The sequence below is a fragment of the Amycolatopsis sp. NBC_00348 genome (assembly GCF_036114655.1).
Classification (GTDB): Bacteria; Actinomycetota; Actinomycetes; order Mycobacteriales; family Pseudonocardiaceae; genus Amycolatopsis.
This window is the reverse complement of sequence record NZ_CP107994.1, coordinates 9,861,930-9,888,034: the sequence shown is the minus strand read 5'-3', so window position 1 is coordinate 9,888,034 and position 26,105 is coordinate 9,861,930. Positions and strand designations below refer to the sequence as shown.

General features: G+C 72.6%; 26 protein-coding genes. 13 read left to right on the top strand and 13 right to left on the bottom strand.

From position 1 onward, the window contains the following. The first annotated feature begins 57 nt into the window (after nucleotides 1-57). The 3 genes from OHS58_RS44725 to OHS58_RS44715 are packed head-to-tail and all read left to right on the top strand — an operon-like array spanning nucleotide 58 to nucleotide 2,926. A complete protein-coding gene (locus tag OHS58_RS44725) occupies nucleotides 58-1,272 on the top strand; it encodes a cytochrome P450 (protein WP_328646297.1) in 1,215 nt (404 codons plus the stop codon). Continuing rightward, on the top strand, nucleotides 1,269-2,192 hold the full coding sequence (locus OHS58_RS44720) for an ATP-binding cassette domain-containing protein (RefSeq protein WP_328646296.1): 924 nt from the start codon (nucleotides 1,269-1,271) through the stop codon (nucleotides 2,190-2,192). Before OHS58_RS44725 ends, OHS58_RS44720 begins: the two co-directional genes overlap by 4 nt. Then, the gene (locus OHS58_RS44715) at nucleotides 2,189-2,926 is read left to right on the top strand and encodes an ABC transporter permease (protein WP_328646295.1); all 738 of its coding nucleotides are present in this window, start codon (nucleotides 2,189-2,191) and stop codon (nucleotides 2,924-2,926) included. Before OHS58_RS44720 ends, OHS58_RS44715 begins: the two co-directional genes overlap by 4 nt. 67 nt (nucleotides 2,927-2,993) lie before the next feature. On the opposite strand, the gene OHS58_RS44710 is transcribed toward OHS58_RS44715, so the two are convergent. From OHS58_RS44710 to OHS58_RS44700, 3 genes are all read right to left on the bottom strand, one after another. Then, nucleotides 2,994-6,116: a BTAD domain-containing putative transcriptional regulator gene (locus OHS58_RS44710; RefSeq protein ID WP_328646294.1), complete on the bottom strand. Its 3,123-nt coding sequence runs from the start codon at nucleotides 6,114-6,116 to the stop codon at nucleotides 2,994-2,996. Between the two features lie 328 nt (nucleotides 6,117-6,444). Further along, nucleotides 6,445-7,164: an ABC transporter permease gene (locus OHS58_RS44705; protein WP_247061517.1), complete on the bottom strand. Its 720-nt coding sequence runs from the start codon at nucleotides 7,162-7,164 to the stop codon at nucleotides 6,445-6,447. Nucleotides 7,165-7,180: 16 nt separating this feature from the next. After that, a complete protein-coding gene (locus tag OHS58_RS44700; protein ID WP_328646293.1) occupies nucleotides 7,181-8,065 on the bottom strand; it encodes an ABC transporter ATP-binding protein in 885 nt (294 codons plus the stop codon). A gap of 107 nt (nucleotides 8,066-8,172) precedes the next feature. On the opposite strand from OHS58_RS44700, the gene OHS58_RS44695 reads away from it, so the two are divergent. Together OHS58_RS44695 and OHS58_RS44690 are read left to right on the top strand one after the other, a co-directional pair. Further along, complete coding sequence (locus OHS58_RS44695) at nucleotides 8,173-9,315, top strand: sensor histidine kinase (protein WP_328646292.1); 1,143 nt, start codon at nucleotides 8,173-8,175, stop codon at nucleotides 9,313-9,315. Next, complete coding sequence (locus tag OHS58_RS44690) at nucleotides 9,312-9,914, top strand: response regulator transcription factor (protein ID WP_326955626.1); 603 nt, start codon at nucleotides 9,312-9,314, stop codon at nucleotides 9,912-9,914. Before OHS58_RS44695 ends, OHS58_RS44690 begins: the two co-directional genes overlap by 4 nt. On the opposite strand, the gene OHS58_RS44685 is transcribed toward OHS58_RS44690, so the two are convergent. Beyond that, entirely contained in the window at nucleotides 9,911-10,759 is an 849-nt protein-coding gene (locus OHS58_RS44685; protein ID WP_328646291.1) for an alpha/beta fold hydrolase, read from the bottom strand. The two genes, OHS58_RS44690 and OHS58_RS44685, sit on opposite strands and share 4 nt — an antisense overlap. 54 nt (nucleotides 10,760-10,813) lie before the next feature. Next, entirely contained in the window at nucleotides 10,814-11,809 is a 996-nt protein-coding gene (locus tag OHS58_RS44680) for a YncE family protein (RefSeq protein ID WP_328646290.1), read from the bottom strand. A 99-nt stretch (nucleotides 11,810-11,908) separates the two neighbouring features. Between OHS58_RS44680 and OHS58_RS44675 the strand changes: the two genes are divergently transcribed. Both OHS58_RS44675 and OHS58_RS44670 read left to right on the top strand, forming a co-directional pair. Continuing rightward, nucleotides 11,909-12,823 (top strand): LysR substrate-binding domain-containing protein, encoded by a 915-nt coding sequence (locus OHS58_RS44675; protein ID WP_328646289.1) that lies wholly within the window; start codon nucleotides 11,909-11,911, stop codon nucleotides 12,821-12,823. Between the two features lie 44 nt (nucleotides 12,824-12,867). Continuing rightward, the gene (locus OHS58_RS44670) at nucleotides 12,868-13,584 is read left to right on the top strand and encodes a hypothetical protein (protein ID WP_328646288.1); all 717 of its coding nucleotides are present in this window, start codon (nucleotides 12,868-12,870) and stop codon (nucleotides 13,582-13,584) included. 38 nt (nucleotides 13,585-13,622) lie between these two features. Here OHS58_RS44670 and OHS58_RS44665 read toward each other — a convergent pair whose 3' ends face one another. Next, the gene (locus OHS58_RS44665; protein WP_328646287.1) at nucleotides 13,623-14,279 is read right to left on the bottom strand and encodes a polysaccharide deacetylase family protein; all 657 of its coding nucleotides are present in this window, start codon (nucleotides 14,277-14,279) and stop codon (nucleotides 13,623-13,625) included. Nucleotides 14,280-14,281: 2 nt separating this feature from the next. Continuing rightward, nucleotides 14,282-14,947, bottom strand: coding sequence for a glycoside hydrolase family 11 protein (locus OHS58_RS44660; RefSeq protein WP_247061506.1), 666 nt, complete (start codon nucleotides 14,945-14,947; stop codon nucleotides 14,282-14,284). A 223-nt stretch (nucleotides 14,948-15,170) separates the two neighbouring features. Here OHS58_RS44660 and OHS58_RS44655 point away from each other — a divergent pair, with 223 nt between their 5' ends. Continuing rightward, nucleotides 15,171-15,341, top strand: coding sequence for a hypothetical protein (locus OHS58_RS44655; RefSeq protein WP_328646286.1), 171 nt, complete (start codon nucleotides 15,171-15,173; stop codon nucleotides 15,339-15,341). Nucleotides 15,342-15,407: 66 nt separating this feature from the next. Here OHS58_RS44655 and OHS58_RS44650 read toward each other — a convergent pair whose 3' ends face one another. Beyond that, nucleotides 15,408-17,951, bottom strand: coding sequence for an FtsX-like permease family protein (locus OHS58_RS44650; RefSeq protein WP_328649961.1), 2,544 nt, complete (start codon nucleotides 17,949-17,951; stop codon nucleotides 15,408-15,410). 2 nt (nucleotides 17,952-17,953) lie between these two features. Next, the gene (locus OHS58_RS44645; protein ID WP_328646285.1) at nucleotides 17,954-18,688 is read right to left on the bottom strand and encodes an ABC transporter ATP-binding protein; all 735 of its coding nucleotides are present in this window, start codon (nucleotides 18,686-18,688) and stop codon (nucleotides 17,954-17,956) included. A gap of 133 nt (nucleotides 18,689-18,821) precedes the next feature. On the opposite strand from OHS58_RS44645, the gene OHS58_RS44640 reads away from it, so the two are divergent. The 3 genes from OHS58_RS44640 (at nucleotide 18,822) to OHS58_RS44630 (ending at nucleotide 20,944) form a co-directional block, all read left to right on the top strand. Next, the gene (locus tag OHS58_RS44640; RefSeq protein WP_328646284.1) at nucleotides 18,822-20,024 is read left to right on the top strand and encodes a sensor histidine kinase; all 1,203 of its coding nucleotides are present in this window, start codon (nucleotides 18,822-18,824) and stop codon (nucleotides 20,022-20,024) included. Continuing rightward, nucleotides 20,012-20,662, top strand: a complete 651-nt coding sequence (locus OHS58_RS44635) for a response regulator transcription factor (protein WP_326946598.1) — start codon at nucleotides 20,012-20,014, stop codon at nucleotides 20,660-20,662. The genes OHS58_RS44640 and OHS58_RS44635 overlap by 13 nt, the downstream gene beginning before the upstream one ends. Before the next feature lie 84 nt (nucleotides 20,663-20,746). Beyond that, entirely contained in the window at nucleotides 20,747-20,944 is a 198-nt protein-coding gene (locus tag OHS58_RS44630) for a hypothetical protein (RefSeq protein WP_328646283.1), read from the top strand. Here OHS58_RS44630 and OHS58_RS44625 read toward each other — a convergent pair. Continuing rightward, complete coding sequence (locus tag OHS58_RS44625; RefSeq protein ID WP_326955634.1) at nucleotides 20,917-21,603, bottom strand: TioE family transcriptional regulator; 687 nt, start codon at nucleotides 21,601-21,603, stop codon at nucleotides 20,917-20,919. The two genes, OHS58_RS44630 and OHS58_RS44625, sit on opposite strands and share 28 nt — an antisense overlap. Nucleotides 21,604-21,674: 71 nt before the next feature. Between OHS58_RS44625 and OHS58_RS44620 the strand changes: the two genes are divergently transcribed. After that, nucleotides 21,675-22,796 (top strand): erythromycin esterase family protein, encoded by a 1,122-nt coding sequence (locus OHS58_RS44620; protein WP_328646282.1) that lies wholly within the window; start codon nucleotides 21,675-21,677, stop codon nucleotides 22,794-22,796. Here OHS58_RS44620 and OHS58_RS44615 read toward each other — a convergent pair. Continuing rightward, a complete protein-coding gene (locus OHS58_RS44615; protein WP_328646281.1) occupies nucleotides 22,727-23,848 on the bottom strand; it encodes a Cmx/CmrA family chloramphenicol efflux MFS transporter in 1,122 nt (373 codons plus the stop codon). The two genes, OHS58_RS44620 and OHS58_RS44615, sit on opposite strands and share 70 nt — an antisense overlap. A gap of 163 nt (nucleotides 23,849-24,011) precedes the next feature. Between OHS58_RS44615 and OHS58_RS44610 the strand changes: the two genes are divergently transcribed. Next, nucleotides 24,012-24,449 (top strand): hypothetical protein, encoded by a 438-nt coding sequence (locus tag OHS58_RS44610; protein ID WP_328646280.1) that lies wholly within the window; start codon nucleotides 24,012-24,014, stop codon nucleotides 24,447-24,449. 76 nt (nucleotides 24,450-24,525) lie between these two features. On the opposite strand, the gene OHS58_RS44605 is transcribed toward OHS58_RS44610, so the two are convergent. Continuing rightward, complete coding sequence (locus OHS58_RS44605) at nucleotides 24,526-25,464, bottom strand: GlxA family transcriptional regulator (protein ID WP_328646279.1); 939 nt, start codon at nucleotides 25,462-25,464, stop codon at nucleotides 24,526-24,528. A 21-nt stretch (nucleotides 25,465-25,485) separates the two neighbouring features. Beyond that, the gene (locus tag OHS58_RS44600; protein WP_328646278.1) at nucleotides 25,486-26,070 is read right to left on the bottom strand and encodes a TetR/AcrR family transcriptional regulator; all 585 of its coding nucleotides are present in this window, start codon (nucleotides 26,068-26,070) and stop codon (nucleotides 25,486-25,488) included. Between the last annotated feature and the right edge of the window lie 35 nt (nucleotides 26,071-26,105).

The window sequence follows — 26,105 nt, the reverse complement described above, 5'->3', positions numbered from 1 at the left end:
GCGTGTCAGCTCCGGCCGTGATCGTGGCTTCACCAGCCCGCCACGAAAGGCACTTCGATGACCAAGACCGCAGGCCTGCCCATGGACCGCGACGCCGGCCCCTTCGACCCGCCCCGTGAGATCACCCGGCTGCGGGAGACGCGGCCCGTCAGCCCGCTGCTCTTCCCCGACGGCCACGAAGGCTGGCTCGTCACCGGGTACGACGCCGTCCGGGCGCTCATGGCCGATCCGCGCTTCAGCTCGCGGCAGGACATCGGTGTGCTCCACGTGCCGTACGAGACGCCCGGGATGCCCGTCGCCACCGAGCCGTCTCCGCCGCTTCCCGGCGTCTTCATCGCGATGGACCCGCCGGATCACAGCCGGCTGCGGAAAAGGCTCACCGGGGCCTTCACCGTCAAGCGGATGAAGCAGCTCGAAGCGCACATCGTCGACGTCGTCGAGCGGCAGCTGGACGTGCTGGCGAAGCTGACGCCGCCGATCGACCTCGTCGCGGAGTTCGCTCTCCCGGTGCCGTCGCTGGTGATCTGCGAACTGCTCGGCGTCCCCTACGCCGACCGCGCGGAGTTCCAGGCGAACTCGGCCCAGTTCATGGTCAAGGAGCAGCCGCTCGAACAGAAGATGGGCGCCTACATCGCGCTGAACACCTTTCTCGCCGAGCTGGTCACGCGCAAACGCGCCGAGCCCGGTGACGACATCCTGTCCGATCTGGCCGGCCAGGACGACCTCAGCATCGAAGAACTGACCGGCGTCGCCTTCCTGCTGCTGCTCGCGGGCCACGAAACCACCGCGAACATGCTGTCGCTGGGCACTTTCGCGCTGCTGGAGCACCCCGCGCAGCGAGCCGAGCTGGCCGCCGACCCGGCGCTGCTGCCCGGGGCCGTCGAGGAGCTGCTGCGCTACCTGTCCGTCGCCGACATCTTCTACCGCTACGCCACCGAGGACATCGAGCTCGGCGGCGAGACCATCCCCGAGGGCTCGACCGTCGTCGTCTCGCTGCTGGCCGCCAACCGCGACCCGAAACGCTTCGAGAACCCCGACGTCCTGGACGTCCACCGCACGGCCCGCGGGCACCTGTCCTTCGGTCACGGCGTCCACCAGTGCCTCGGCCAGCAGCTGGCCCGGATCGAGATGCGCGCCGGGTTCGAGGCGCTGCTGCGCCGCTTCCCGACGCTGGAACTGGCCGTCCCCGCGAGCGAGGTGAAGCTGCGGACCGACATGAACATCTACGGCGTCCACGAGCTGCCGGTGACCTGGACGGCGGCGGACCAGTGACGGCGATCGAGGTTTCCGGGCTGCGCAAGGCGTTCAAGGACAAGGTCGTGCTCGACGGCGTCGGCTTCGACGTCCCCGAAGGCACGGTCTTCTCCCTGCTCGGCCCGAACGGCGCGGGCAAGACGACCACGGTGAACGTGCTGACCACGCTGATGCAGGCCGACGGCGGGACGGTCCGCGTCGGCGGGCACGACGTCGGGACCGCGGCCAAGGCCGTGCGCGCCCAGATCGGCGTCACCGGGCAGTTCGCGGCGGTCGACGAGCTGCTGACGGGCCGGGAGAACCTGCAGCTGATGGTGGACCTGAAGCGGGCGGACGGCCGGGTCGTCCCCGAGCTGCTCGAGCGGTTCGACCTGACGGACTCGGCGGGCGAGCTCGCGTCGGCCTACTCCGGCGGCATGCGCCGGAAGCTGGACCTGGCGATGACGCTCGTCGGCGACCCGCGGATCATCTTCCTGGACGAGCCGACGACCGGCCTGGACCCGCGCAGCCGCCGGACGATGTGGACGATCATCCGCGAGCTGGTCGACGGCGGCGTCACCATCTTCCTCACCACGCAGTACCTCGAGGAAGCCGATCGGCTCGCCGACCGGATCGCGGTGCTGGACCGGGGAAAGCTCGTCGCCCAGGGCACGCCCGACGAGCTCAAGCACCGGCTCCCCGGCACGCACGTCCGGCTCCGGTTCACCACCGCCGCCGAACTCGACGCCGCCGCGCGGATCTTCCCCGGCGCCACGCGCGACGACGAAGCCCTGGCCCTGCGGGTGCCCAGTGACGGCGGGACGCACTCGCTGCGGGCCCTGCTCGACCGGCTCGACGAGTACGCGGTCGGTGCCGAGGGGTTCTCCGTCCACACGCCGGACCTCGACGACGTCTTCCTCGCCCTGACGGGCCACAACACGAAGGTGACCGTGAAATGAGCACGCAGGTCATGGTGCGCCGCAACTTCAAGCACATCGCCCGGAACCCGACGTCGGTGTTCAACGCGGTGCTGATGCCGATCGTGATCATGCTGATGTTCGTGTACATGCTCGGCGACGCGTTCAGCGTCGGCGTCGACTACGTGGACTACGCGACGCCGGGGCTGATGCTGCTGGCCGTCTGCTACGGCCTGGGCGCGACCGCGACGTCGGTGAACTCCGACATGACGAAGGGCATCATCAACCGCTTCAAGGTCATGGACGTCTCCCGCGGCGCGGTGCTGACCGGGCACGTCGTCGCCAGCCTGCTGACGAACCTGGTCGCCATCGCCGCGCTCGTCGGGGTGGCGTTCCTGCTGGGGTTCCGCACGTCGGCGAGCCTGCTCGGCTGGCTCGGCGTGGCCGGGATCGTCGTGCTGCTGGGGGTCGCGGCCGGCTGGTTCACCGTCGCGCTGGGCCTGGCGGCGAAGTCCCCGGAGACGGCCGGGCTGGCCACCGTGCCGCTGGTCATGCTGCCGTTCTTCAGCAGCGCGATCGTCCCGGCCGAGAAGATGGGCCCGGGCCTGCGGCAGTTCGCGGAGTACCAGCCGTTCACGCCGATCATCGAGACCCTGCGCGGCCTGCTCGACGGCGCCCCGGCGGCGGCCGACGTGATCCCGGCCCTGGCCTGGTGCGCCGGGATCGCGGCGGTCGGCTACCTCTGGGCGCGGGCGACGTTCAAGAAGCGGGCGTGACCACCTCGCCTGGACCTCGGTGCCGGTGGTCGTGAGTGGTCAGGGCGGTTAGAACCGCCCTGACCACTCACGAGGGCTTGACCAGCTCGCTCCACGCCGTTTCCGTGCCCTCGCGAACCGCCTCGGCGAACCCCTCGCCGCCGAGGCGGTCTCGTGCGGCCTGCTCGAGCCGGGCCACGTCCGGGTGGGAACAGTCCTGCAGGCCGCGCAGGCCGGCGCTCGCCGTGAGCAGCCGCACGGCCTGCGCGGGGCGGTCTTCACGCAGGGCCACGTCCGCGAACCCGACGAGGACCTGGGCGATCGTCAGCGGGTGTCCCGCCTCGGTCGCCGCGCGCAGGGCCGCGGCGCGGTGGTCGCGGGACTCGGCGACGTCGTCGGCGAGGTAGCCCAGCAGGTCCCGCGTCATCGCGCGGACGCCGGGCAGCTCGGCGGCCTCGCCCAGCAACGCCTTCGCGGCGTCGAGCTGGTGGCGGGCCTGCTCGGCGTCGCCGCTCCAGCGGGCGAGCTCCGCCTTCGCCAGGGCCAGCTCGGCCAGCGCGCTCGGCCAGGCGACGCGTTCCGCGTGCCGCTGCGCCTCCGCCATGGCCGCTTCGCTCGCCTCCGCGTCGCCCGAGAGCCAGAACAGCTGGGCCTGCCTCGACCGCATCGGCACGACGTCGTCGAGCGCGCCGACCTCGGTGACGACGGCGATCGCGGCTTCGTAGTGCTCGCACGCCTGCGCGAACTCGCCGCGGGTGGCGATCCGGTTCGCCAGCTCCATCAGGGCGAACGCGATCCCCCACCGTTCGCCGAGCGCGCGGAACTCGGCCAGCGCCAGCTCGAGGTACTCGTCCGCGGCCCGCCCCTCCCGGCCGAGCTCGATCCGCATCTTGCCCAGGTGCAGCCGGGCGAGGGCGCGGACCCACGGATCTTCGTCGGCGAGCAGCGGTTCCCACGCGGGCAGGGGCTCCTCCGGCGCCTGCAGCAGCCGTTCCAGCGCGCCGACGACGCCCCAGATCGGGTGGTGGCGCGGGCTGCGCTGAGTGAACGCGTACGCCTTGTGGATCCACTCCTCGGCCCGGTACTGGTCCCCGCCCCGCCCGGAGCTCAGGAACATCGTGGCGTAGCCGTACACCGTGGCGCGGACGTCGTCGGTCACCTCGCCGGGCACGGCGGTGGCCGCCATGATCAGCTCGTTGCTCTCGGCCTTGTGCCCGCCGAGCCACCAGTACCAGGCGGCGCCCGCCGCGAGCCGCATCGCGCCTTGGGCCTCGCCGGCCGCGAGCGCGCCGCGCATCGCGGCCCCGATGTTGTCGTGCTCGGCCGCGAGCGTGGCCAGCCAGTCCAGCTGCTCGACGCGGCGAAGGTGCGGCTCCGCGGTTTCGGCGAGCTCGGTGAAGTACGCGAGGTGAGCGTGCCGCGCCTGCTCCGCCTCCCCCGCCTCGGCGAGCCGCTCGGCGGCGTACTCCTTGATCGTGCCGAGCATCCGGTAGCGCGGCGCCGCATCGTTTCCCGTGACCACCAACGACTTCTCCGTCAACGCGGTCAGCAGTTCCAACACCTGCCACGCCTCGACGGCGGCACCGGCGCAGACGCGCTCGGCCGCGTCCAGGCTCGCCCCGCCGGAGAACACCGCGAGCCGGCGCAGGACCGTCCGTTCGGCGCCGGTCAGCAGTTCCCAGCTCCAGTCGACCATCGCGCGCAGCGTGCGGTGCCGCGGCAGTGCGGTACGGCTCCCGCCGGTCAGCAGGCGGAACCGGTCGTCGAGCCGGTGGGCGAGCTGGCCGGGGGACATCGTGCGCAGCCGGGCCGCGGCGAGCTCGATGGCCAGCGGCATCCCGTCCAGCGCCCGGCAGATGCGGGCCAGCGTCGACGCCGTGGCGGCGTCGGTCGCGAGGTCCGTGCGCACCGCGCCGGCCCGGTCCCGCAGCAGCCGGACGGCCGGCGCGGCCTCGATCTCGCCGGGTCCGGCGTCGGCCGCGGGCAGGACCAGCGGCACGACCTGCCAGAGCGCCTCGCCGGTGATGCCGAGGGGTTCCCGGCTCGTCGCGAGGATCCGGAGCCGGCGGCACTCGCCGAGCACGCGGTGGGCGAACGCCGCCGCCGACTCGATCACGTGCTCGCAGTTGTCCAGGACCAGCAGCACGTCCCGGTCGCGGACCGCGGCGACGACCCGGTCCGTCGCTTCCGCGTCCGTCGCCTCGGCGAGCAGCGCGTCCCGCAGCCGCAGCGCCGACAGCGTCGCCTGGGCGACATCGCCGTTCGCGCCGAGGGCCGCGAGTTCCACCACCCAGGCGCCGTCCGGGAAGCCGCCGAGCAGCGTGCGGGCGGTTTCCGTGGCCAGCCGGGTCTTTCCCGAACCACCGGGCCCGATCAGGGTGACGAGCCGGTGCGCGGCGACGAGGTCGCGGACCGTCTCCACATCGGCGTCCTTGCCGACGAAGCTGGTCAGCTCGGCGCGCAGGTTCGTCTGCCGGGTCTCCTCCCGCCGCGCCAGCTCGCCGCGCAGCAGCGCGACGTGCACCGCGGCCAGCTCCGGTGACGGGTCGACGCCCAGCGCGTCGGCCAGGGCTTCCCGCGTGCGCTGGTAGACGAGCAGGGCTTCGGTGTCGCGGCCGGCCGCGGCGAGGGCGCGCATCAACGCGGCGACGAGCCGTTCGCGCACCGGGTGCGCGGCCACCAGGTCGGTCAGTTCCGCGACGAGGTCCGCGCCGCGGCCGGCGCCGATCTCCGCGTCCAACCGGTCCTCCACGGCGGTCAGGCGCAACGCCTCGAGCCGGGTGACGGCCGCGTCGAAGGCCTCGCTCTCCGCGAGACCGACGTCCTGCATGGCCGCGCCACGCCACAACCCGACGGCCTCGCGCAGCAGCCGCGGGTCGTCCTCGGTGCGGGCGCGGGTGACCAGCCGCTCGAACCGGACGGCGTCGACGGCGTCGGGGTCCACCTTCAGCCGGTAGCCGTCCGGCTGCCCCTCGACCGAGCCGTCCGGCAGTGCTTTCCGCAGCCGGGAAACCAGGCGCTGCAAGGCGTTCGCCGCTTCCGCGGGCGGGTGCTCACCCCAGATCCAGTCGACGAGCGTCGTCTTCGGGACCACGTGCCCCGGTTCGAGCGCGAGGGCGATCAGCAGCCCGCGCAGCCGGGCGCCCGGCACGTCGGCGGTGCCGCCGTCGTCCGTGCGCACCTCGAACGGTCCCAGCATCCCGATCTGCACCCGGCCGATCTTGCCACGGGCGCCCGGCTACGGGTGGTCCGGCAAGATTTCCGCCGGCCGGGGGTCACGAACAGTGGTGAGCCGGGTTCGCTGCGCAGCGGTCGCCGTGCACGGCGGGCCACAAGCCGGCCGCCCACGCGGTCTCCCGTTCGACGGCCGTGAAGACGCGCCCGCGAATGTCCTCATAGGACTCCAGGAACGCCGCGGAACTCCCGATCGGCGCTGATTCCGGTCGTCGAGGAAGCCGATCGACGGCCACCGGCCCATCAGCCGGGTGAGAAGGCGAAGCCGGCCCCGGCGAGTCAGTCCACTGTGGACGCCCGCGGCGTCACCGGCGCGGCTCCCAGCGGAAGAGGCGGGTGGCCAGCGCGATCGCGACGATCACCCAGGCCAGCGTGGGCGCGAGCAGGATCAGCGAGTCGCCCAGTGCGACGCCGCCGTTCCAGGCGTCGAGGATCAGTTCGGTGGCCGAGCCGCCGGGGAGCAGGCGCTTGAGCAGCGTGAGCTGCTCGGTGCCGGTGGCGCCGACCCACCCGGCCACGGCGACGACGCCGACGGTGACCGGCAGCGTGGTGACCTGGGCGTGCTCCGGGGAGTTGGTCAGGCCGGCCGTGGCCAGGCCCAGCGCGAGCATCATGACGATCGTCGAGACGACCGCCGCCACCAGCAGGAGCGGGTGGGCGGGCCGGTCGGTGACCGCGGCCAGCACCCCCAGGATCACGGTGACCTGCACCAGCGTGAGCACGGTGATCGGCACCAGCAGCCCGGCGAGGATGCCGACGTCACCGGCCGCGGTGGAGCGCAGGCGCTTGAGGAAGAGGTTCTGGCGGCGGGACGCGAGCGTCGTCACCGACGTCGTGTAGAGCCCGATGCTCACCACGAAGAACAGGGCCAGCGCCGCGATGTAACCGAGGCTGCCCACCTTGGTGAACAGCTCGTGCTGGTTGATGAGGAACGCGCTGAACGCGACCGGCAGGAGCAGGGCGGTGACCAGGACCAGCCGGTTGCGGAAGATCTGGATCAGCTCGCCGCGAGCGATCGAAAGCATGGGAAAGGCCCCTTTCTCAGGAGTTGCTGATGGCGCGGAAGACGTCGTCGAGGCGGGTCGGGCCGGCTTCGAGCCCGCGCAGCTCGACCGCGTGGTCCTGCGCCCAGGCGAGCACGGTGTGGAGGTCCTTCTGCAGGCCGAAGGTCTCGATGAGGAACCGGCCGTCCGGCTCGCGCGTGGCCTGCAGCGGCGGCGCCGGCGCGTGCGGCGGGAGGGCGAAGTGGATGGTCGAGGGCAGCGTCCGCGTCAGTTCGGCGACGGTGCCCTCGCGGTGGAAGGTGCCCTCGTGCATCAGGCCGATGCGGTCGGCGCGCTGCTGGGCCTCTTCGAGGTAGTGCGTGGTGAGCACGATGGTCGAGCCGTCCTCGCGCAGCCGGTCGACGGCGTCCCAGAGCGCGTCGCGGGACTGGATGTCCAGGCCGGTGGTGGGCTCGTCGAGGAAGATCAGCTCCGGCGTCCCGTAGACGGCGGTGGCGAAGTCCAGCCGCCGCTTCTCGCCGCCGGACAGCTGCGACACCTTCGTGCCCGCTTTGCGCGTGAGGTCGACGATGCCGAGCACGCGCTCGACGTTGTCGGCCCGCTCGGTGAGGCTGCCGATCAGCCGGACCGACTCGCGCACGGTCAGGTCCGGGGAGAACCCGCTCTCCTGCAGCATGATCCCCATCCGCGGCCGCACCGCGGCGCGGTCGCGCGGGCTCTTCCCGAACACCCGCACGGCGCCCGAGGTGGGCGCGCGGTGGCCCTCGACGGTCTCGAGGGTCGAGGTCTTGCCGGCGCCGTTCGTCCCGAGCAGCGCGTACAGCTCGCCGCGCTCGACCTGGAACGAGAGGTCCCGCACGGCGTGGAAGCCGCCGTAGGTGAGGTTCAGGTGGTCGACGTCGATGACTGGTGTCGTGGACATGCTCCGATTCCAGCCCCGTTCGCGCCCCGGCGGCAGTGTGGCCACGTCACCACAGGACATGACGTGGTGTCACTGGTGGGGCCCGCCGTGGCCGTTACGCTCGGGATATGGAGGTGACCACGCTCGCGCGCCGGGCGACCTGGACGGGCGGGGCGGTGCAGGAACGGCTGCGCCGGCTCAACCTCATCACGACGGTGCCGCCGCTGGCGTTCGTCGGGGTGCTGCTGGTGGTGCTCACCGCCCGCACCTGGTGGCACGTCGTGCTGCAGGTCATCGGCCTGGCCGCCGCGCTGGCGACCGCGGAGCGCTGGACCGCGGGCGACTTCATCCGCGTCGCGCGGCCCTGCGTGGCCATCACCGCGGCGGTCTGGCTCGCCGGGGCGATCAACGACGACTCCTCCTCGTTCTACGGCCTGTGCGTCGTCGGCTCGTTCACCATCCCGCCGCTGCCCCGCCACCGCATCGCGGCCCTGCTGGGGCTGGGCGTGCTGGTCGCCGCGCTGGGCTCAACGAACCTGTTCGTGCACCCCGGCCCCGGCCACGGCATCGGACGGCTGATGCAGTTCGTCGTCATCCCGGCCGTGTCCGTCGTGGTGTCGACCGCGTTCACGTTCGTCAGCCAGCGGTTCTACGACCTGGTGGCCGAGCTGGAGCAGTCCCGCGACCGCGAGGCGGAGCTGGCCGTCATCCGCGAACGCATGCGCTTCGCCAGCGACCTGCACGACATCCAGGGCCACACGCTGCACGTCGTCAAGCTGAAGGTCGCGCTGGCCGAAAAGCTGCTGCGCAGCGACGTCGACCGGGCCCAAGAGGAGCTACAGGAAGTGCACACCCTGGTCGGCGACACGATCGTCCAGACCAAGGAGCTCGCCTACGCCCAGCGGCGGCTCAACCTGTCCGCGGAGCTGGAGAACGCGAAGAACCTCTTCGAGGCCGCGGGCATCCACGTGCGCGTCGACCGCGAGGCCGAGGTCGACGCGCGGGCGGGCGAGCTGCTCGGCCAGGTCCTGCGCGAGACGACAACGAACATCCTGCGCCACGCCCAGGCCGAGCAGGTGCGGATCACGCTCACGGAGTCCGGGATCAGCATCGTCAACGACGGCGCGCAGGAGAGCGGACCGCCCGAGCTGAACGGCCTCGCCACGCTGCGGCAGCGGCTGGCGGAGGGCGGGGGCGAGCTGAAGGTGGAACAGCAGGACGGCCGGTTCCTGACGGCGGCCGTTTTCCCGCGACGGGGGGACGTCCGATGACGACCGTGGTGCTCGCCGACGACGAGGCGTTGCTGCGCAAGGCGTTGGCGGCGTTGCTGCCCCTCGAGGGCGAGATCACCGTGCTCGCCGAGGCCGAAGACGGCGAACAAGCCGTGAAGGCCACCCTGGAACACCGGCCGGACGTGCTCGTGATCGACCTCGAAATGCCCCACGTGGACGGGCTCGGCGCCGTCGCCGAGATCCGCCGCACGCGGCCGGACCAGGTGATCCTCATGCTCACCCGGCACGCCCGGCCCGGAGTGCTGCGCAAGGCGCTGAAGCTCGGTGTCCAGGGGTTCGTCAGCAAGTCGGCGGAACCGGCGCACATCACGTCGGTGATCAAGACCCTGCACGAGGGCAAGCGCTGGATCGACCCGGACGTCTCCGCGCTCGCCGTCGTCGACGACTGCCCGCTCACCGACCGCGAAGTCGACGTCCTGCGCGCGACCCGCGAAGGGTTCGCGGTCGCCGACATCGCGGGTCAGCTGCACCTCGCGGAGGGCACGGTCCGCAACTACCTCTCGAACGCGATGCAGAAGACCCAGACCCGCACGCGTCACGAAGCGGCCCGCTACGCCCGCGAGCACGACTGGCTCTAGACCAGCTTTTCCGTCCACGCCAGCAGTTCCGCGACGACGTCGGCGCGGTTCGTCTCGTTGAGGATCTCGTGCCGGGCGCCCGGGTAGACCTTGACCGTCAGGTCCTTGATGCCCGCGTCGCGGTAGCGCTGGACCAGGACGTCGAACAGCGCGAGGTTGCCGTTGACCGGGTCCTGCTCACCGACGGCCAGGTACATCGGCAGGTCCTCGCGCATCCCGCCGACTGCTTCGGGATCGGCCAGCCGACGGGCACCGGCGAACATCGCCTTCGTGTTCGCCGGGTCGATCCCGAAGCCGCACAACGGGTCCGCGACGTAGGCGTCCACTTCGGACTCGTCGCGGCTGAGCCAGTCGTAGTCCGTGCGCGGCGGCTGGAACGGCGCGTTGAACATCGCCAGGTCCAGCGGCTGGTCGAGGTCCAGCGCCGGCTCCAGGACGTCGAGCGCGGCCGTGCCGGTGAGGACGGCCGCGTCGACGTCCGCCGAGTGGTCGAGCAGGTACTGCTGGGCCGCGAACGAGCCCATGCTGTGCGCGAGCAGGACGACCGGCAGGCCCGGCTGTTCGTCGCGGATGTGCGCGGTGAGCACGCCGATGTCGGCGACCAGCGCCGGCCAGCCGTCCGGGCCGAGGTCGCCGGGTGTGTCCCGGATGGACGCGCCGTGGCCGCGGTGGTCCTGGCCGTAGACGGCGAACCCGCGATCGGTGAACGCGCGGGCGACCCGGTCGTAGCGGAGCACGTGCTCCCCCATGCCGTGGGTCAGCTGCAGCACGCCGACCGGCGGCCCCACCGGGTCCCAGCGGTACGCGGTCACGCTTCCGGGCAGGGTGAACGTCTCATCGGGCATCGTTGCCTCCTCGTTCCGCCCACCCTGCCTCATGCGCCCCGCCGGTTCCAGTCCTCAGCCGGCCGGGATGTAGGCCAGGCCGTGCGCGCCGGGCTCGCCGGCGCGCGGCACGGCGAGCGTGTCGACGACGGTGGGCTTCGCGGGATCCGCCAGGTCGACCACGGTGACCGTGGAACCGACCACCGCCGAGACGTACGCGCGGTCGCCGTCGGGGGACGACGTCAGCGTCAGCGGCATCGTGCCGACCTCCGCCGTCCCGACCAGCTCCAGCGCCTCGGGCGACGTGCCCTTCCAGACGGACAGGCGGCCGTCGGGGCGGTGCTGCTCGCCGGCCAGCAGCAGGCCGGTGGCCGTCCAGTGCACCGGGATGACGGCGTGGGCGGCGGGCAGGGTCCGCACGACCGTGCCGCTCCGGGTGTCGATCAGCGCGACGCCGGGCTCGGCGTCCCGCACGGCCACCGCGACGGTCGCGCCGTCCGGGCTGACGGCGATGCCCTCGCTGCCGGCCACGGCGATCTTGTCGAGCAGCTCGCCGGTGGCCAGGTCGACCACCGTGACGAACGGCGCTTCCTTGTTCGCCGCGTACCCGCGCAGGCCGTCCGGGTCGATGGCGAACCAGTGCGGGCCGGGCGCGAGGGTGTCGATGCGGCGCAGCACGCGGCGCGTGGTCGTGTCCACGACGACGACCCCGCCGGGGCCCGCCGGACCGGCCTCGACGCTGACGTAGAGCAGCCGCCGGGCCGGGTCGAGGGCCAGGCCGTGCGGCCCGTGCTCGGGCGACAGGTCGAGCACCTCGACGATCTCACCGTCGTCCGGGTCGATGACGGTGACCTGGTGGTTGTGGCCGTCGTGGGCGCCGTAGTAGCCGCGGACGTAGGCGCTGGTGCAGTAGAGCAGCCGGTGTTCGGCGTCGAAACACAGCTCGTGCGGCTCGGCCGGCACGGTCAGGACGGCGCCGGCCTCGTGGGTGACGGCGTCGAACAGGGTGACGGTGGGACCGCTCTGGCTGACGACGGCGATCCGGTCGCCGGGGCGGGGGTAGGTGGACATCTTGGTTTCTCCTTCGTTCGTTCTGGTCCCACCTTGCGTCGTGCGGCGGGATTGCCACAATAGGAATGTCGGCACGGGATAGTTGCTCAGATCGGAACGATGCTGGTGAACATCGATGCGAACCTGCTGGTGGCGCTGGACGCGTTGCTGGCCGAACACAGCGTCACGCGCGCGGCGGAGCGGCTGCGCACGTCCCCGGCGGCGATGAGCCGCACCCTGGCCCGGCTGCGGCGGCTGCTGGGCGACCCGCTGCTGGTGCGCGCGGGGCAGGCGATGGTGCCGACGCCGCGAGCGGAGGCGATGCGCGACGAGGTGGCGGCGGTGGTCCGCCGCTGCGGGGCGCTGCTCTCCCCCGGCGAGGACGTCGACCCGCTGACGCTGCACCGGACGTTCACGGTCCAGGCGGCCGACATCGTCGCCGCGGCGCTGGCCCCGGGCCTGCTGGACCTCGCGGCTGCGGAGGCACCCGGGGTGTCGGTGCGGTTCCGGGCCGAGGAGCTGGAGGGCGGCCCGGCCCTGCGCGACGGCCAGGTCGACCTCGAGGTCGGGGCCCTGGACCACGCGGACCCGGAAACCCGCACGGAACCCCTGGTCACCCTGCACATGGCGGCGGGGGTCCGCGCGGGCCACCCGCTGACCGAGGGGCGCCTGACACCGGCCCGCTTCGCGGCGGCGTCGCACGTGGTGGTGAGCCGCCGGGGCCGCTTCACGGGCCCGGCGGACGCGGCCCTGGCGGACGTCGACCTGCGACGGCGGGTGGTGGCGGTGCTGCCCAGCCACCTGACGGCGATGACGCTGGCGGCGCGGACGGACCTGGTGTGCCTGGTGCCGGGCGGCGAGACCGGCCCGATGACGGAGGCGGCCCGCGCACTGGGGCTGCGGCTGCTGGAGGTGCCGCTGCCGCTGCCACCGGTGGTGATCGGCATGGCGTGGCACCCACGGAACTCCGCAGACGGCGGGCACTCCTGGCTGCGCTCGGCGGTACGGCGGGCGCTCGGTGAGGAACTCCGCTAGGCAGCGCGCTGCCCCATCGGCACAGGCGCCGGGATAATCACCCGGTGACCGACTCCGGGGTAGCCGAACCGATCACCGTGCCGTCGTGGCTGGGTCGGCACTGGTGGCGGATCGCACTGGTCGTCGCCGCCGGCGTCGTCGCCGCGTTCTCCTGGGAGCACCCCTTCGCGGCCTTCTTCGGGATGCTCCCGATCATCGCCTGGTGCTTCCTCGCGACGGCACCGCGAACCGGCGTGCTCTTCGGGCTGGTGCTGCTGCTCCTGCTGGCCTGGTTCACGGTGCCGCGCGGGCTCGAGCTGGCCGGGCCGTGGGTGCCCGCGGCGATCGAGGTCTACTGGTTCCACACCGCTCTCGCGGCCGTCGTCGGCGCCGTCGGGATGCTCGTCGAACGGCAGCGTCCCAGCTCGCTGCTGCTCACCATGGTGGTCGTCGGGTTCGTGGCGGCCGGCGTCGTCGTGTTCTCGGAGTGGGAGGCGCCGCCCGGGGACGAAGGCGTCGCGCCCGGGCCGTCGCAGCTGACGGTCGTGCGGACCGTCGGCTGCGGGTCCGGCGGGTGCTGGGGTGTCCTGGACGCCACCGGCGACCGCGCCACCGACGTGATGCGCGGCTACCTGGTGCCGCACGGTTTCACGCCGGCGAGCGAGATCGACGGGGTGCCCCGGCTCTGCCGGCGCACGGGCGTGCTCGTGACGCACGAGGTGTGCGCGGAGCTGCGGACCCGGTCGGCGACGGCCGTCCGGGTCGAGTGGTACGTGAACTGACGCGCGGCGGCTCGCCGGGGAGCCACCGCGCGTCCGGTTCAGGCCGGCGCGACCGCGCGGCCCGTCTGCGGGGAGATCATCCCCGCGCACAGGCCGCGGGAGGCCAGCCCCTGCGCGATGCGCGGGATCGCCGTCCGGGTGTTGGCCGGCCACTCGTGCATCAGGATGATCTGGCCGTTCTGCAGCCGGGCGTTGGCCGCGACGATCGCGTCCACGCTCGCGCCGTTCCAGTCCTGCGAATCGACGTCCCAGATGATCTGGGTGAGACCGTACTTCGCTTCGACCGTCCGGAGGGTCGTGTTGGTCTCGCCGTACGGCGGCCGGAACAGGCGCGGGGTGCCGCCGCCCGCGCCGGCGATCGCCTGCTGCGTCCGGGAGACCTCCGAGTCCACTTGGGACTGGCTCTGCTGGATCAGGTGCGGGTGCGTGTAACTGTGGTTGCCGACCCACATCCCGGCGCTCACCTCCGCCCGCACCTGCGCCGGGTACGCGGCCGCGTACTGGCCCTCGTTGAACATCGTCGCGCGCAAGCCGTTCTGCCGCAACGCGTTCAGCAGTGCAGGAGTGTTGCCGTTGGACGGACCGTCGTCGAAGGTGAGCCCGACGTACCCGGAACAGGCGGCCGCGTGGGCCGGGGTGACGGAGATCGTGCTCGCCGCGGCCAGCATGGCGGCGGCCACCAGGGATTTGCGCATGATCAGCCCACCGTCAGGTTCGAGTTGCCGCTGCTCTGGTAACCCTCGGTCGCGAGGATCATGTAGTAGCTGAAGTTGCCGAGCCGCATGCCGTAGCGCGCCCACGCGTCGAAGTGGTTGCCGGTGGTGATGGTGCCACCGGTCCGCTTCTGCTGCCGCACGCTCCAGTACTGGTTGAAGGTCTTGGTCCCTTCGACGGACGGCGCGTTGTACCGCGTCGTCTGGTAGACGTCGTAGGTGCCGCCGTCGCTGGTGACGGTGCCCTTGTAGGTACCGGTCGGCCGGTAGGTGCCCCAGTTGTCGACGATGTAGTACTCGACGAGCGGGTTCGACGTCCAGCCGTAGAGCGCGAGGTAGCCGTTGCCGGAGGGGTTGAAGCTGCCGGAGTAGTTCACGGTCCGCCGGCTCCCGTTGCTCCACCCCTTGCCGGCGACGAAGTTCCCGGTGTTGCTCCAGGAGGTGCGGTAGTTGCCACCGGAGCCGAGCGTCATCGAAACCGAGCCACCACCATCGGTCCAGAAGGAGTAGTAGTAGCCGTTGCTGGTCCCGGTCTGGTTGGTGGTGACAACGGTGTCGGCGTGGGCGACACCCGGCGTCAACGCGGCGATCAGCGCCAGGGCGACCCCGCCGGTCAACGCCCTGAAGCGGCCGTGGTTCTTGGTGCGCATGCTTCCTCCTCATTGAGGCTGGCAGGCAAGCCAGGATGACGGAAGCATGATTTCCGCACGGTTGGTTGGGCAATAACTTTCGAAGATTTTCGAGAGTTTCGAGCCGCGCGCAGCGGCTATTGCGAACGCCGTTGACTGCGCAGGTTGTGTGGCCGTACCGCGGGCTGGGCCGCGAGGATGCCGGCGGTCCCTCGCCGACCACGCTCGGGTCGCTCGCGCGCTGGTGGCGTTGGTCCGGTCCCTGGCGGCGACCGGGAAGCACACCGAAGCGGCGACCGAATCCCGTCAGACGATCGCGCTCGTCGCCGAGCTGGACGAGAAGGTCCGTGCCCATGTCCGCGAACACTTCTCCAGGCTGGGTCTGTGGCCGGCGGCCGATCCCGGAAGCGGCTGAGGCCGTGCGGCGGCCCGCGAATCTCCGCCCTGCTGCGGTACTGACTGCAGCAGGGCGGATCCGCGGCTACTCCCGCAGCCCGATGGCGTCGATCGGCTTGGCTCGCAGCGCTACCCGGGTCGACAGGCCCATCGACAGCAACCCCAGCAACACCGCACCCGCGATGATTCCCAAGTAGACGGTCGGCGAGCCCGACGGCACCACGGTCCCCCTCAGGCCCATGTTCAGCAACGCCAGCGGTACCAACGGAACCAGCGTTCCCACGACCACCGCGACCCCGACCGTGGCCAGTGCCTCCAGGCGCATCATCCGGATCACCTGGCCGCGCGTTGTGCCCACCAAGCGCATCAACGCGAACTCTCGGCCGCGCTGGGCGGTGCTCATCACCAGGGTGTTGGCCACCGAAATCGCGACGTAGCCGATCAGCACGCCGACCGCCACCAGGTTCAAGTAGAACTGGGCCTGACGCTGGCCGCCCGTTTCCGGGGACGCCGCGGTGAAACCCAAACCCGGGTAGCGCTCGGCGACCGCGCCCAAAGCCGCGGACACGGCCGAGGGATCCGCGGTGGGCGAACGGCGGACCAGGACCGAGTCGTCCAGCTGGTCGCCGGTGTGCGCACGAGCCAGCGACGCAGGCAATACGAAGTCGCCGAAGGCCAAGTCGTGTGTGTACGTCGCTACCAGGCGGAGGGTGGCCGGAACCCCGTCTCCGTAATAGAACTCCACCTGGTCGCCGATCTTCTTGCCCAGCCAGCTCGCCTCCGACTCGCTCAGTGCCACCGTGTCGCCCCGCAGGTCCGCCAGGCGGCCGGCCGAGATGCCCAGGTCCAGGGTCGCGCCGGCCTGGTCGCCCAGCAGGCCCTGCGCCGGCAGGCTCTGGACGTCGATGTCTTCGCCCGTGGGCGTCGCCACGATCACCTGGGTGCGCACCACCGGCGTCGCCGCCGCCACGCCCGGGACGCGCCGGACCGCCTCGGCCACCTCCGGGGAGATGCCGCCCGCCGGGCTCGTGAGCACGTAGTCCGCCGTGGTCGATCGCGCCGTCTGCTGCTCGGCGGCCGCCGAGGCCGACGTCTGGCTGTAGAACATCGACAGCGCGAACGCGACCGCCAGCATCAGCGGGGTCACCGCCGCCGCCAGCCGGCGCGTGTTGGCCTGGCTGTTCGCCGCGGCCAGGTAACCGCTGATCCGCGACACCCGCGACAGCACCGGCGCGAGCACCCGCACCATCAGCCCGACCACCTGCGGCCCCACGACCGCCAGCCCGATGACGGTCACGAGCGTCGCCATCGACGACGCCGCCGTGCCCGCGTCGCCGTGCACGAACAGCGGGACCGCCGCGCCGCCGAGGCCGATCAGCACCAGCGCCCAGCCCGTGACGAGCCGGACCTTGCCGAGCTCACGCCGCTCCACCGCGGCCTCGCCGAGCGCTTCGACCGGCTTGATCGTCGACGGCCGCCGCGACGCCGTCCAGGCCGCCAGCCGCGCCGCGCCCAGGCCGAGAACCACCGCCGCCACCAGCGGGAGCGGGCCGATCACCAGGCCGAAGTCCGCCGGGATGACGCCGATCGCGGCGAACGCGTCGCGCATCCCGGCGGCGACCGCCAGCCCCAGCAGGCTGCCGAGCACGCCGGCGACCAGCGCGATGAGCGTCGTCTCGACGCCGATGAGCTTGCGGATCTGCTTCGGCGTCGCCGCGACGGCCCGCAGCAACGCGAACTCGCGCCGCCGCTGGTTGATCGTGAGCGCGAGGGTGCTCGCCACCACGAACACCGCCACCATCAGCGCGAACCCGCCGAACGAGCCGGCGATCGCGAGCAGCAGCGTGCGGGTCTGGCTGACGTCGAGGAACTCGACGGTGCTGCGCTCGACGCCGCTGGTCACCTCGACCGGCGCCCCGGCCGTCGCGGCCCGCACGCGGTCGGCGAGCGCGTCCGGAGCGACGCCCGGGCCGGCCAGGACGCCGATCGCGTTCACCTGGCCCGGCCGAGCGGCCAGGTGAGCGGCCTGGGACGTCGTGAAGAACAGCGCCGACTGCCGCGACAGGCCGGCGGCGGTGGCGACGCCGGACACCCGGAACGGCACCGGCGTCGACCGCGTCATGACGCGCACCTGGTCGCCGACGACGACGCCGGCGCGCTGGGCCAGGTCGGCGTCGAGCACGACCTCGCCGTCGGTCGCCGGCGCCCGGCCGGCGCTCAGCGTGAACGGCGCCAGGACCGCCGCGTCCCAGTTGTGCCCGAGCGACGGGACGCCGGTCAGCACCTGCCCGTCGCGGGTCACCACCTGCGCCGGGAAGCTCTGCTCCGCCACCGCGGCGCGGACGCCGGGGACCGCGGCGAGCCGGCCGGCCAGGTCCGCGGGCACGGTGGCCTGCTCGCCGACCTGCTCGGACGACAGCGCGTCGGCGCCGGGCGGCCGCACCGACTGGGTGCCGCCGACGACGACGGCCGTGGCCGCGTACCGCTGCGTCGGCACGCCGGCGCGCAGGCCGGACTCCATGAGGATCCCGCACGCGGCCACCAGGGCCGCGCCGCACAGGATCGCGATGAACGCGCCGGCGAAGCCGCCGATGCGCGTCCGGATCGTCTGCAGGGCCAGGGTCAGCACGGTCACCACTCCCCGAGGTGCGTCATGCGCTCCGCGACCCGCTCGGGCGTGGGCTGCGTGAGGTGGCCGGCGAGCTTGCCGTCGGCGAGGAACAGGACGCCGTGCGCCGCCGAGGCCGCGACCGGGTCGTGCGTGACCATCAGGACGGTCTGGCCCATGCCTTCGACGACGGCGCGGAGCAGGTCGAGCACCTGCCGTCCGGTGCGGGTGTCGAGGGCGCCGGTCGGCTCGTCGGCCAGCACGACCTCGGGCCGGGTGACGAGCGCCCGCGCGATCGCGACACGCTGCTGCTGCCCGCCGGACAGCTCCGAAGGCCGGTGTTCGAGCTTCTTCGCGATGCCGACGCCTTCGACGATTTCGCGCAGCCAGCGCGGGTCCGGCTTGCTGCCGGCCAGCCGCGTCGGCAGCGTGATGTTCTGCAGCACGTTCAGCGACGGCAGCAGGTTGTAGGCCTGGAAGACGAACCCGATCCGGCTGCGCCGCAGCTGCGTGAGCGCGGTTTCCTTCAGCTTGCCGATCTCGGTGTCGCCCAGCAGCACCCGGCCCGACGTCGGCCGGTCGAGCCCGGCCGCGCAGTGCAGGAACGTGCTCTTGCCGGAACCGGACGGCCCCATCACGGCGGTGAACGTCCCTCGCGGCACCCCCACGGACACCCCGTCGAGCGCGGTGACGGCGCCGTCGCCGCGGCCGTATACCTTCCGCACCTCGGCCAGCTCCAGCGCATACCCTGTGCTCATCACGATCCCTTTCGTTCTGTAGCACCAAAACTAGGTTCGTGGCGGTGTCCGTTCGATCCCGTGGGGAGGTGGATCGGGGGTAGCGCCTGCACCACCACGGCGGTGGGGTGTGCCTCGGTGGGACACTGGCGGCGTGACGACCCGCTTGCGTGCCTGCTGGTCGGCGGTGCGCTACCTGCTGGCCGGGGCGGCGACGTCGCTGTTGTCGATCTTCGCCCTCGTCGGCCTGTTCGTCGTGCTCGTGCTGTGCCCGTTCGGCATCGGGATCCCGTCGGTGGCGCCCGCGATCCGGCTGTCGCGCAAGGTCGTCCGGCTCGATCGCCGCCGCGCCGCCCGCGCGCTCGGCGAGCCGATCCCCGAGCCCTACCGCGACGGCAACCCCGTGACCGACCCGGCGACGCGCCGTGACGTCGCGTGGCTCGCGCTCCACGCGGCGACCGGGATGCTCATCGGCGCGCTGGCGATCGGCCTGCCGCTCGGCGCGGTCCAGCAGGTCGTCACGGCCGCCGTCTGGCCGGCAGTGCCCGGCGGGATCGAGGCGTCGATGGGGATCCTCGTGCACTCGTGGCCGACCGCCGGGCTGGCCGTGCTCAGCGGCGTCGTGATGGCCGCGGTGACGCTGTTCCTCGCGCCGCCGGTCGCGCGCTGGCAGGCCCGCACCGCGCGGTCGCTGCTCAAGCCCGGCGCGGGCGTCGTCCTGGCCGACCGCGTCGCCGAACTGACGGCGACCCGGGCCGCCGCCCTGGAGGCGCACGGTGCCGAACTGCGCCGCATCGAGCGTGACCTGCACGACGGGACGCAGGCGCGGATCGCCGCCGTCGTGCTCCAGCTGGGCATCGCGGGCCAGCTGTACGAGCGTGACCCGGACACCGTGCGGGACCTGCTGGTCAAGGCGCAGGACACCGCGACCGACGCACTGGCCGAGCTGCGGACGGTCGTGCGCAGCATCTACCCGCCGCTGCTGAGCGAACGCGGGCTGGCCGGCGCGGTGCGCGCCCTCGGCGAGCGCAGCCCGGTGCCGGTCGCGCTCACCGTCGAGAACGACGCCGGACGGCCGGCGGCGGTCGAGGCCGCCGCGTACTTCGTCGTGGCCGAGGCGCTGGCCAACGTGACCAAGCACGCCGACGCGTCGAAGGTCGAGATCACCCTCGGCGGCGCCGCGGGCCTGCTGTCCATCGACATCCGCGACGACGGCCGCGGCGGCGCCGTGGAGACCGGCGGCAGCGGGCTCGCCGGGATCCGGCGGCGCGCCGAGGCCTTCGACGGGACCCTCACCCTGACCAGCCCACCCGGTGGGCCGACCGAGCTGCGAGTGGAGCTGCCATGCGGGTCGTGATCGCCGAGGACGACGCCCTGTTGCGCGAAGGACTTTCGCTGCTGCTGAAGACGTCGGGCATCGAGGTGGCCGCGACGTTCGACAACGCCGAGGACTTCCTCGAGTTCGTCGGGACGGACCGGCCGGACGCCGTCGTGATGGACGTCCGCATGCCGCCGACGCACCGCGACGAGGGGTTGCGCGCCGCCGTCCGGGCCCGCGAGATCCACCCGGGCCTGCCGGTGCTGGTGCTCTCGGCCCACGTCGAGACGAGCTACGCGGTCGAGCTGCTGGCCGACGGCGTCGGCGGGGTCGGCTACCTGCTCAAGGAGCGGGTCGGCAAGGTCGAGCGGTTCCTCGACGCGCTGCAGCGGGTCGCGAAGGGCGGCACCGCGATGGACCCCGAGGTGATCGGCCAGCTGATGGCCCGCAGCCGCGCGAAGGACCCCCTGGACGCGCTCACCGCGCGCGAGCGCGAGGTGCTGGCGCTGATGGCCGAGGGCTACAACAACGGCACCATCGCCGAACTGCTGGTCGTCAGCGACGGCGCGGTGCTCAAGCACATCCGCAACATCTTCCAGAAGCTCGACCTGCCCTCGGACGAAGGTGGCCACCGGCGCGTGCTGGCCGTGCTCGCCTACCTCGGCCGCGACAGCTGACGCGCAGCGGTAGTGCAGGCGCTACCCGGATCCCGGGTGCTGAACCCATCGAGCCGGCCGTCGCGCCGCTTTAGCGTTCTGGTCATGGAAAACAACACCATCACCCCCGCCCGCACGATCGCCCCGATCCTCTGGGTCGTCCTCGTCATCAGCGCCGGAGTCAACGGCATCGGTTCCGCGACGGGACTGGATTTCACCCTCCGCATGGTCGCCGGCTCGGTCGCCCTGGTCTGCACCATCCTGCTGATCACCCATTACGTCCGCCGCCGCAAGGCCAGGTAGTCGCCGAGGCGCGCCGACGCGTCGAGCATGGCGACACCCTGGGCCGTGAGCCTCGTCTGCCAGCCGGCCAGCGCGCGGGACAGCTCCTCGGTGCCGCCGGCCGTCCGGATCTGCTCGACCACCGTGGCGATGTGCCCCAGCGGGTAGCCGCCGCGGCGCAGGAGGTGGGCGAGGTCGGCGTCGCGGACGTCCTCCGCGCGGTAGACGCGGTAGCCCGCGGCGTCGCGCGCGGGCGTCAGGATGCCGGCCTGCTCCCAGTTCCGCAGGGTCGCCGGCGTGACGCGCAGCCGGTGCGCCAGCTCGCCGATCGTCCGGGCGCCGGGGTCCGGCGCGGGTTCCGCCGTCAAGTCGCCCACCGCGCGGCGCACCGAGCCGAGGGTTTCGCGGTCCCGCAGCAGCCGGGCGTGGCCGCGGTCGATGGCCAGCAGGGCGTCGTCGAGGTGGCCGTCGTGGAGCGCGAGCATCACGCGACCGGCCGTCGGGTGGCCGTATCCCCTGATCAGGGCCAGGTAGGCGCGCAACGCGGCCGCGTGCGTCCCGGTGTAGATCCGGTAGCCGCTCGGCGTGCGGTCCGCGGGCGGGAGGAAGCCGTCCGCCTCGTAGTTGCGGACGGCCTGGGTCGAGAGGCCGTGCTCGCGGGCCAGGTCGGCGGGTCTCATCGGGTTGAGACTTTACCGGGTCCGGCTCCGGCCAAGTCTCAACTGTTCTTTCAACGATACGCTTGAGCCTCATGAGTCAGGACATCCGAGACTTCGCCCCTGCGTCGTGCACCCTGCTGGGTTACGGCGAGCCGTCGCACCAGGAACCGGCGTTTCCCTTGCGGCGCAACGCACTCTTCGCCCAGCTGGCCGGGCACGGCTTCCGTTCGATCGCCCTCGAGACCGACCGGGTGGCCGCGCTCGCCGTGGACGGTTTCGTCCGCGACGGCGCCGGCACCCTCGACACCGCGATGAAGGAAGGCTTCTCGCACAGCTTCGGGGAGCTGGACGCCAACCGGCGCCTGGTCGCCTGGATGCGCGAGCACAACGAGCCCCTCCCGGCCGCGGAACGCCTGGCGTTCCACGGTTTCGACGCGTCCACCGAGATGATGAGCGCGCCCAGCCCGCGGCGCTACCTCGAACACGCCCGCGACTACCTGGGCCTCGACGTCGACGTCGCGAGCCTGGCCGGCGACGACGACCGGTGGAGCCGCACGGAAGCCGTCATGGACGCGGCGGCCTCCCCCGGCGCCACGCCGGCGGCCGACGCCCTGCGCGCGCTCGCCGACGACCTGCTGACCACGCTCTACAGCCGCGCGCCGGAGCGGATCGCGGCGACGTCACGCGCCGAGTGGGTCCGCGCGCGGACGCACCTCACCGCCGGGCTCGGCCTGCTGCGCTACCACAAGCAGGCGGCGATCGACGGCGCCGAACGGTATTCGCGCCTCAGCGGCACCCGCGACGCGATCATGGCGCAGAACCTGCTCGACATCCGCGACCTCGAAGCCCAGCGGGGGCCGACGATGGTCTTCGCCCACAACAGCCACCTGCAGCGCGGCACGAGCACCTGGAACTCGGCGGTGGCGAACCTCGTGTGGTCCGGCGCCGGCGCCATCGTGGGGTCGTTGCTGGGCGAGCGGTACGTCTTCGTCGCCGGGAGCGTCGGGCGCAGCGAGGCGCTCCGGCTCGGGGAGCCCGAGCCGGAGACCTACGAGGCTTCGCTGCAGCACCGCGTCGACGGCTGGGGCCTGGTGCGCGCGGTCGAGCCCGGCCGCACCCGCACGGACGCCATCCCGGAGACGGGTTACTTCCCGCTCACCCCCGAGGTCCTCGACGGCGCCGACGCGATCCTGCACATCAGCGCGACCACCTGAGCGATCGCGATCAGGACGACCGCCGTCCGGACCGGCGCCGCCACCGCCCCGAGCACCGGGCCGGCGGCGGCGCCGACGTTCAGCGCCGCCGTCGCGTACGAGCCCGCCATCGTCGGCGCGCCCGCGGCCAGCCGCAGGATCCGCGCGATCACCGTGCTCCCGACGGCGAACGACAACGCGCCCTGCGTGAAGGCCAGGACGGGCAACGCGGCCGGGACCAGCGCCAGCACGACCCAGCCCGCGAGCAGCAGGAACCCGCCGATCGTGACGACCCGGCCGGGCCACCGGTCGGCGAGCCGGCCCGCCGCGGTCACGCCGGCGAAGCAGCCGGCGCCGAAGATCGCGAGGACCAGCGGCACCGGCGCGATCCCGGCGGACAGCTGCGCCAAGGCCGTGAAGACGCCGAACGTGGCCGCGTTGACCAGGGCACCGAGCAGGAGCGTCCCGGCGAGCGTCGGTCGTCGCAGCTCGGCGAGTTCCTTACGCAGCCCGGACGGCTTCGCGGTCGCGGAAGTGCCGGGGATCCGCGCGACTCCCGCGACCGCGGGCACGCACAGCAGCGCGACGGCCCAGAACGCCGCGCGCCAGCCGAACGCGGCGCTCAGCAGCGCGCCGCCGGGAATGCCGGCGACGCAGGCGAGCGTCGTGCCGCCGAGCAGGACGGCCAGCGCGCGACCCGTCCGGTCCGGCGGCACGAGACCGGCCGCCGCGGTCAGCGCGACGGCCAGGAAGCCCGCGTAAGCCACCGCGGCCACCGCCCGCGTCACCAGCAGTACGGCGAACGATCCGGTGAGGCCGCCGACGACGTGCGTCGCGACGAACACCGCGAGGAAGCCCAGCAACGCCGTGCGACGCCGCCACGAACGGGCCACGGCGGCCATCAGCGGCGCGCCGGCGACCAGGCCGACGGCGAACGCGGACGTCAGGAATCCGGCCTGCGCCGGGGAAACCCCCAGCGCGCCGGCGATGTCGGGCACCAGCCCGGCGAGCATGAACTCGGACGTGCCCATGGCGAACACGGCCAGGGCGAGGAAGTAGACAGGAATGGGCACAACAGGCTCCAGGGATCACGAGATCGGCAGACGACTTCGTGGTCACCCGGGGACCCGGGCACGCGGGTGGTGAAAGGAGCGAGCTACCGGGCTGCCGGGGCGACCGACAGCCCGGTCCTGGACGCTTCGGGGCTCGACACGCGTCCGACGATACCGTGGGCCCATGTTCGAGCAGGAAGTCGCACGCGTGGACGCCGTCCTGGAACCGATCGCGAACAGCCCGTACGACGGGAAGCCGTTCGAGGTGGTCCTTCCGCCCGGCGCGCGGGAAGTGCTGCGCGCCCTGCTGGACCACTACGCGACCGGCGACGACGACGCCCGGGCCGAGGTCCGCGCGTTGTTCGAGCGGTACCCGTCGTTCCGCTGGGCGGTGTCCCTGCCCGACGCGGACTTCCGCACCCGGCTGCTGCACATCTCGGCCTGCGACCAGGGCGCCGACCCGCGCGACGAACTCGTGGCGCTCAACGCCCTCTGCACCGCGGCCCGCGCCGACGGCGTCGACATCCGGCCGGTGCTGCGGGAGGTAGCGGCACTGTCGAGCCCGGTGGACAAGTACGGCATGGGCTCGACCCGGGATTTCCTCTTGCGCAGCGCAGGTTAGCTACGCCGTCCTCGCGCCGGGTGGTCTGCCGCGGCTTGTCGTGAGTGTTTAGGGCGGTTAGAACCGCCCTAAACACTCACGACCGGAAGCTGGCCCGGTAAGCGTTCGGGCTTGTTCCGACGACTCGCTTGAACCGCTCCCGGAACGCCGTCGGTGAGCCGAAGCCCACCTCGCCCGCTATCCGGTCCACCGCGTGGCCCGTCGCCTCCAGCAGGTGCTGCGCGCGCCGGACGCGGACCCGTAGCAGCCACTGCAGCGGCGTCGTGCCCGTCTGCTCGCGGAAGCGGCGGTTGAGCGTCCTCGTGCTCATCCCGGCGTACGCGGCGACGTCCTCGAGGGTCAGCTCCTTCGCGCAGTTCTCCTCCATCCACGTCAGCACCGGCTCCAGCGCCGAGCCGCGCGGGGTCGGGGGCTGGTCGTGGACGATGAACTGGGCCTGGCCGCCTTCGCGCTCCAACGGCATCACCGACAGCCGGGCCGCGTCGGCCGCCACCGCCGAGCCGTGGTCGCGGCGGATCAGGTGCAGGCACAGGTCCAGGCCGGCCGCCGCGCCCGCCGACGTCAGGAACTGACCGTTGTCGACGTAGAGGACGTCCGGGTCGACGTCGATCGCCGGGTGCCGCCGGGCCAGCTCGGCCGCGCCGACCCAGTGCGTGGTCGCGCGGAGGCCGTCGAGCAGGCCGGTCTCGGCCAGGATGAACGCGCCCGAGCAGATCGACGCGATCCGCGCGCCCCTCGCAGCGGCCCGCCGCAGCGCGTCGAGCACTTCGGGAGCCACCGGCGGGTTCGCGTCGCGGCCCGGCACGATGACCGTGTCCGCGTCGTCGAGCCCGTCGAGGCCGAACGGCGGCCGCAGGGTGAACGCGCCCGCGTCGACCTCGGAGCTCGCGCCGCAGATCCGGACCTCGTACCCGGGACGCCCGCTCGGCAGCAGCGTCCGGGAGAACACCTCGATCGGCGTCGCCAGGTCGAAGGGGACGACCCGGTCCGGCGCGAGGACGGCCACGATGTGCATGCCGTCCACGATAGGCCCGGCCTACCCGGCCGCCGGCGGCTCCGGGCGGAGGCTGCGCAGCATCAGGTTGGCGAAGTGCTCGCCCACCTGCTCACCCGACAGCTCACCCTCGGCGTGGTACCACATGCCGAGGCGGTGGATCGCGCCGTAGTGGTAGTTGATGACCAGGTCGGCCGGGACGTCTTCGCGGAAGGCGCCCGCTCGCTGGCCTTCCTCGACGAGGTCGCGCACCCGCTCGTGGTAAAGCCGGCGTTCGGCACGCACCTGGACCTGTTTGGACTTTTCGAGCAGCGGGAACGACTGGAAGAACACGGTCGCCGCGTCGAGGTCCGCAATGGACGTCACCACGACGTCGGCGATGATGGCGTGCAACCGTTCCGGCAGCGGCATGTCCGATTCGGCGATGGTCCGCATCCGCTGGGTCTGCATCCGCAGCATCGCGCTGTAGATCTCGAACAGCAGGTCGTCTTTGGACTCGAAGTAGTGGTACAGGCCACCTTTGGTGACGCCGGCCGTCTCGACGATCTCGCGGACCGTCGTGGCCTCGAACCCCTTCTCGGCGAACAACCGCACCGCGGCCCGCATGACCTTTTCCCTGACCGCCATGTCTTCACCTTAAGTGAGGGGGTGGGCCGGCTCGC

Bases quoted from the DNA above. Each gene is read 5' to 3' on its own strand.
- OHS58_RS44725 (WP_328646297.1), top strand. From the start codon at position 58: ATGACCAAGACCGCAGGCCTGCCCATGGACCGCGACGCCGGCCCCTTC.
- OHS58_RS44715 (WP_328646295.1), top strand. From the start codon at position 2,189: ATGAGCACGCAGGTCATGGTGCGCCGCAACTTCAAGCACATCGCCCGG.
- OHS58_RS44705 (WP_247061517.1), bottom strand. From the start codon at position 7,164: ATGCTTTCGATCGCTCGCGGCGAGCTGATCCAGATCTTCCGCAACCGG.
- OHS58_RS44700 (WP_328646293.1), bottom strand. From the start codon at position 8,065: ATGTCCACGACACCAGTCATCGACGTCGACCACCTGAACCTCACCTAC.
- OHS58_RS44695 (WP_328646292.1), top strand. From the start codon at position 8,173: ATGGAGGTGACCACGCTCGCGCGCCGGGCGACCTGGACGGGCGGGGCG.
- OHS58_RS44690 (WP_326955626.1), top strand. From the start codon at position 9,312: ATGACGACCGTGGTGCTCGCCGACGACGAGGCGTTGCTGCGCAAGGCG.
- OHS58_RS44685 (WP_328646291.1), bottom strand. From the start codon at position 10,759: ATGCCCGATGAGACGTTCACCCTGCCCGGAAGCGTGACCGCGTACCGC.
- OHS58_RS44680 (WP_328646290.1), bottom strand. From the start codon at position 11,809: ATGTCCACCTACCCCCGCCCCGGCGACCGGATCGCCGTCGTCAGCCAG.
- OHS58_RS44675 (WP_328646289.1), top strand. From the start codon at position 11,909: ATGCTGGTGAACATCGATGCGAACCTGCTGGTGGCGCTGGACGCGTTG.
- OHS58_RS44665 (WP_328646287.1), bottom strand. From the start codon at position 14,279: ATGCGCAAATCCCTGGTGGCCGCCGCCATGCTGGCCGCGGCGAGCACG.
- OHS58_RS44660 (WP_247061506.1), bottom strand. From the start codon at position 14,947: ATGCGCACCAAGAACCACGGCCGCTTCAGGGCGTTGACCGGCGGGGTC.
- OHS58_RS44645 (WP_328646285.1), bottom strand. From the start codon at position 18,688: ATGAGCACAGGGTATGCGCTGGAGCTGGCCGAGGTGCGGAAGGTATAC.
- OHS58_RS44635 (WP_326946598.1), top strand. From the start codon at position 20,012: ATGCGGGTCGTGATCGCCGAGGACGACGCCCTGTTGCGCGAAGGACTT.
- OHS58_RS44630 (WP_328646283.1), top strand. From the start codon at position 20,747: ATGGAAAACAACACCATCACCCCCGCCCGCACGATCGCCCCGATCCTC.
- OHS58_RS44625 (WP_326955634.1), bottom strand. From the start codon at position 21,603: ATGAGACCCGCCGACCTGGCCCGCGAGCACGGCCTCTCGACCCAGGCC.
- OHS58_RS44620 (WP_328646282.1), top strand. From the start codon at position 21,675: ATGAGTCAGGACATCCGAGACTTCGCCCCTGCGTCGTGCACCCTGCTG.
- OHS58_RS44610 (WP_328646280.1), top strand. From the start codon at position 24,012: ATGTTCGAGCAGGAAGTCGCACGCGTGGACGCCGTCCTGGAACCGATC.
- OHS58_RS44605 (WP_328646279.1), bottom strand. From the start codon at position 25,464: ATGCACATCGTGGCCGTCCTCGCGCCGGACCGGGTCGTCCCCTTCGAC.
- OHS58_RS44600 (WP_328646278.1), bottom strand. From the start codon at position 26,070: ATGGCGGTCAGGGAAAAGGTCATGCGGGCCGCGGTGCGGTTGTTCGCC.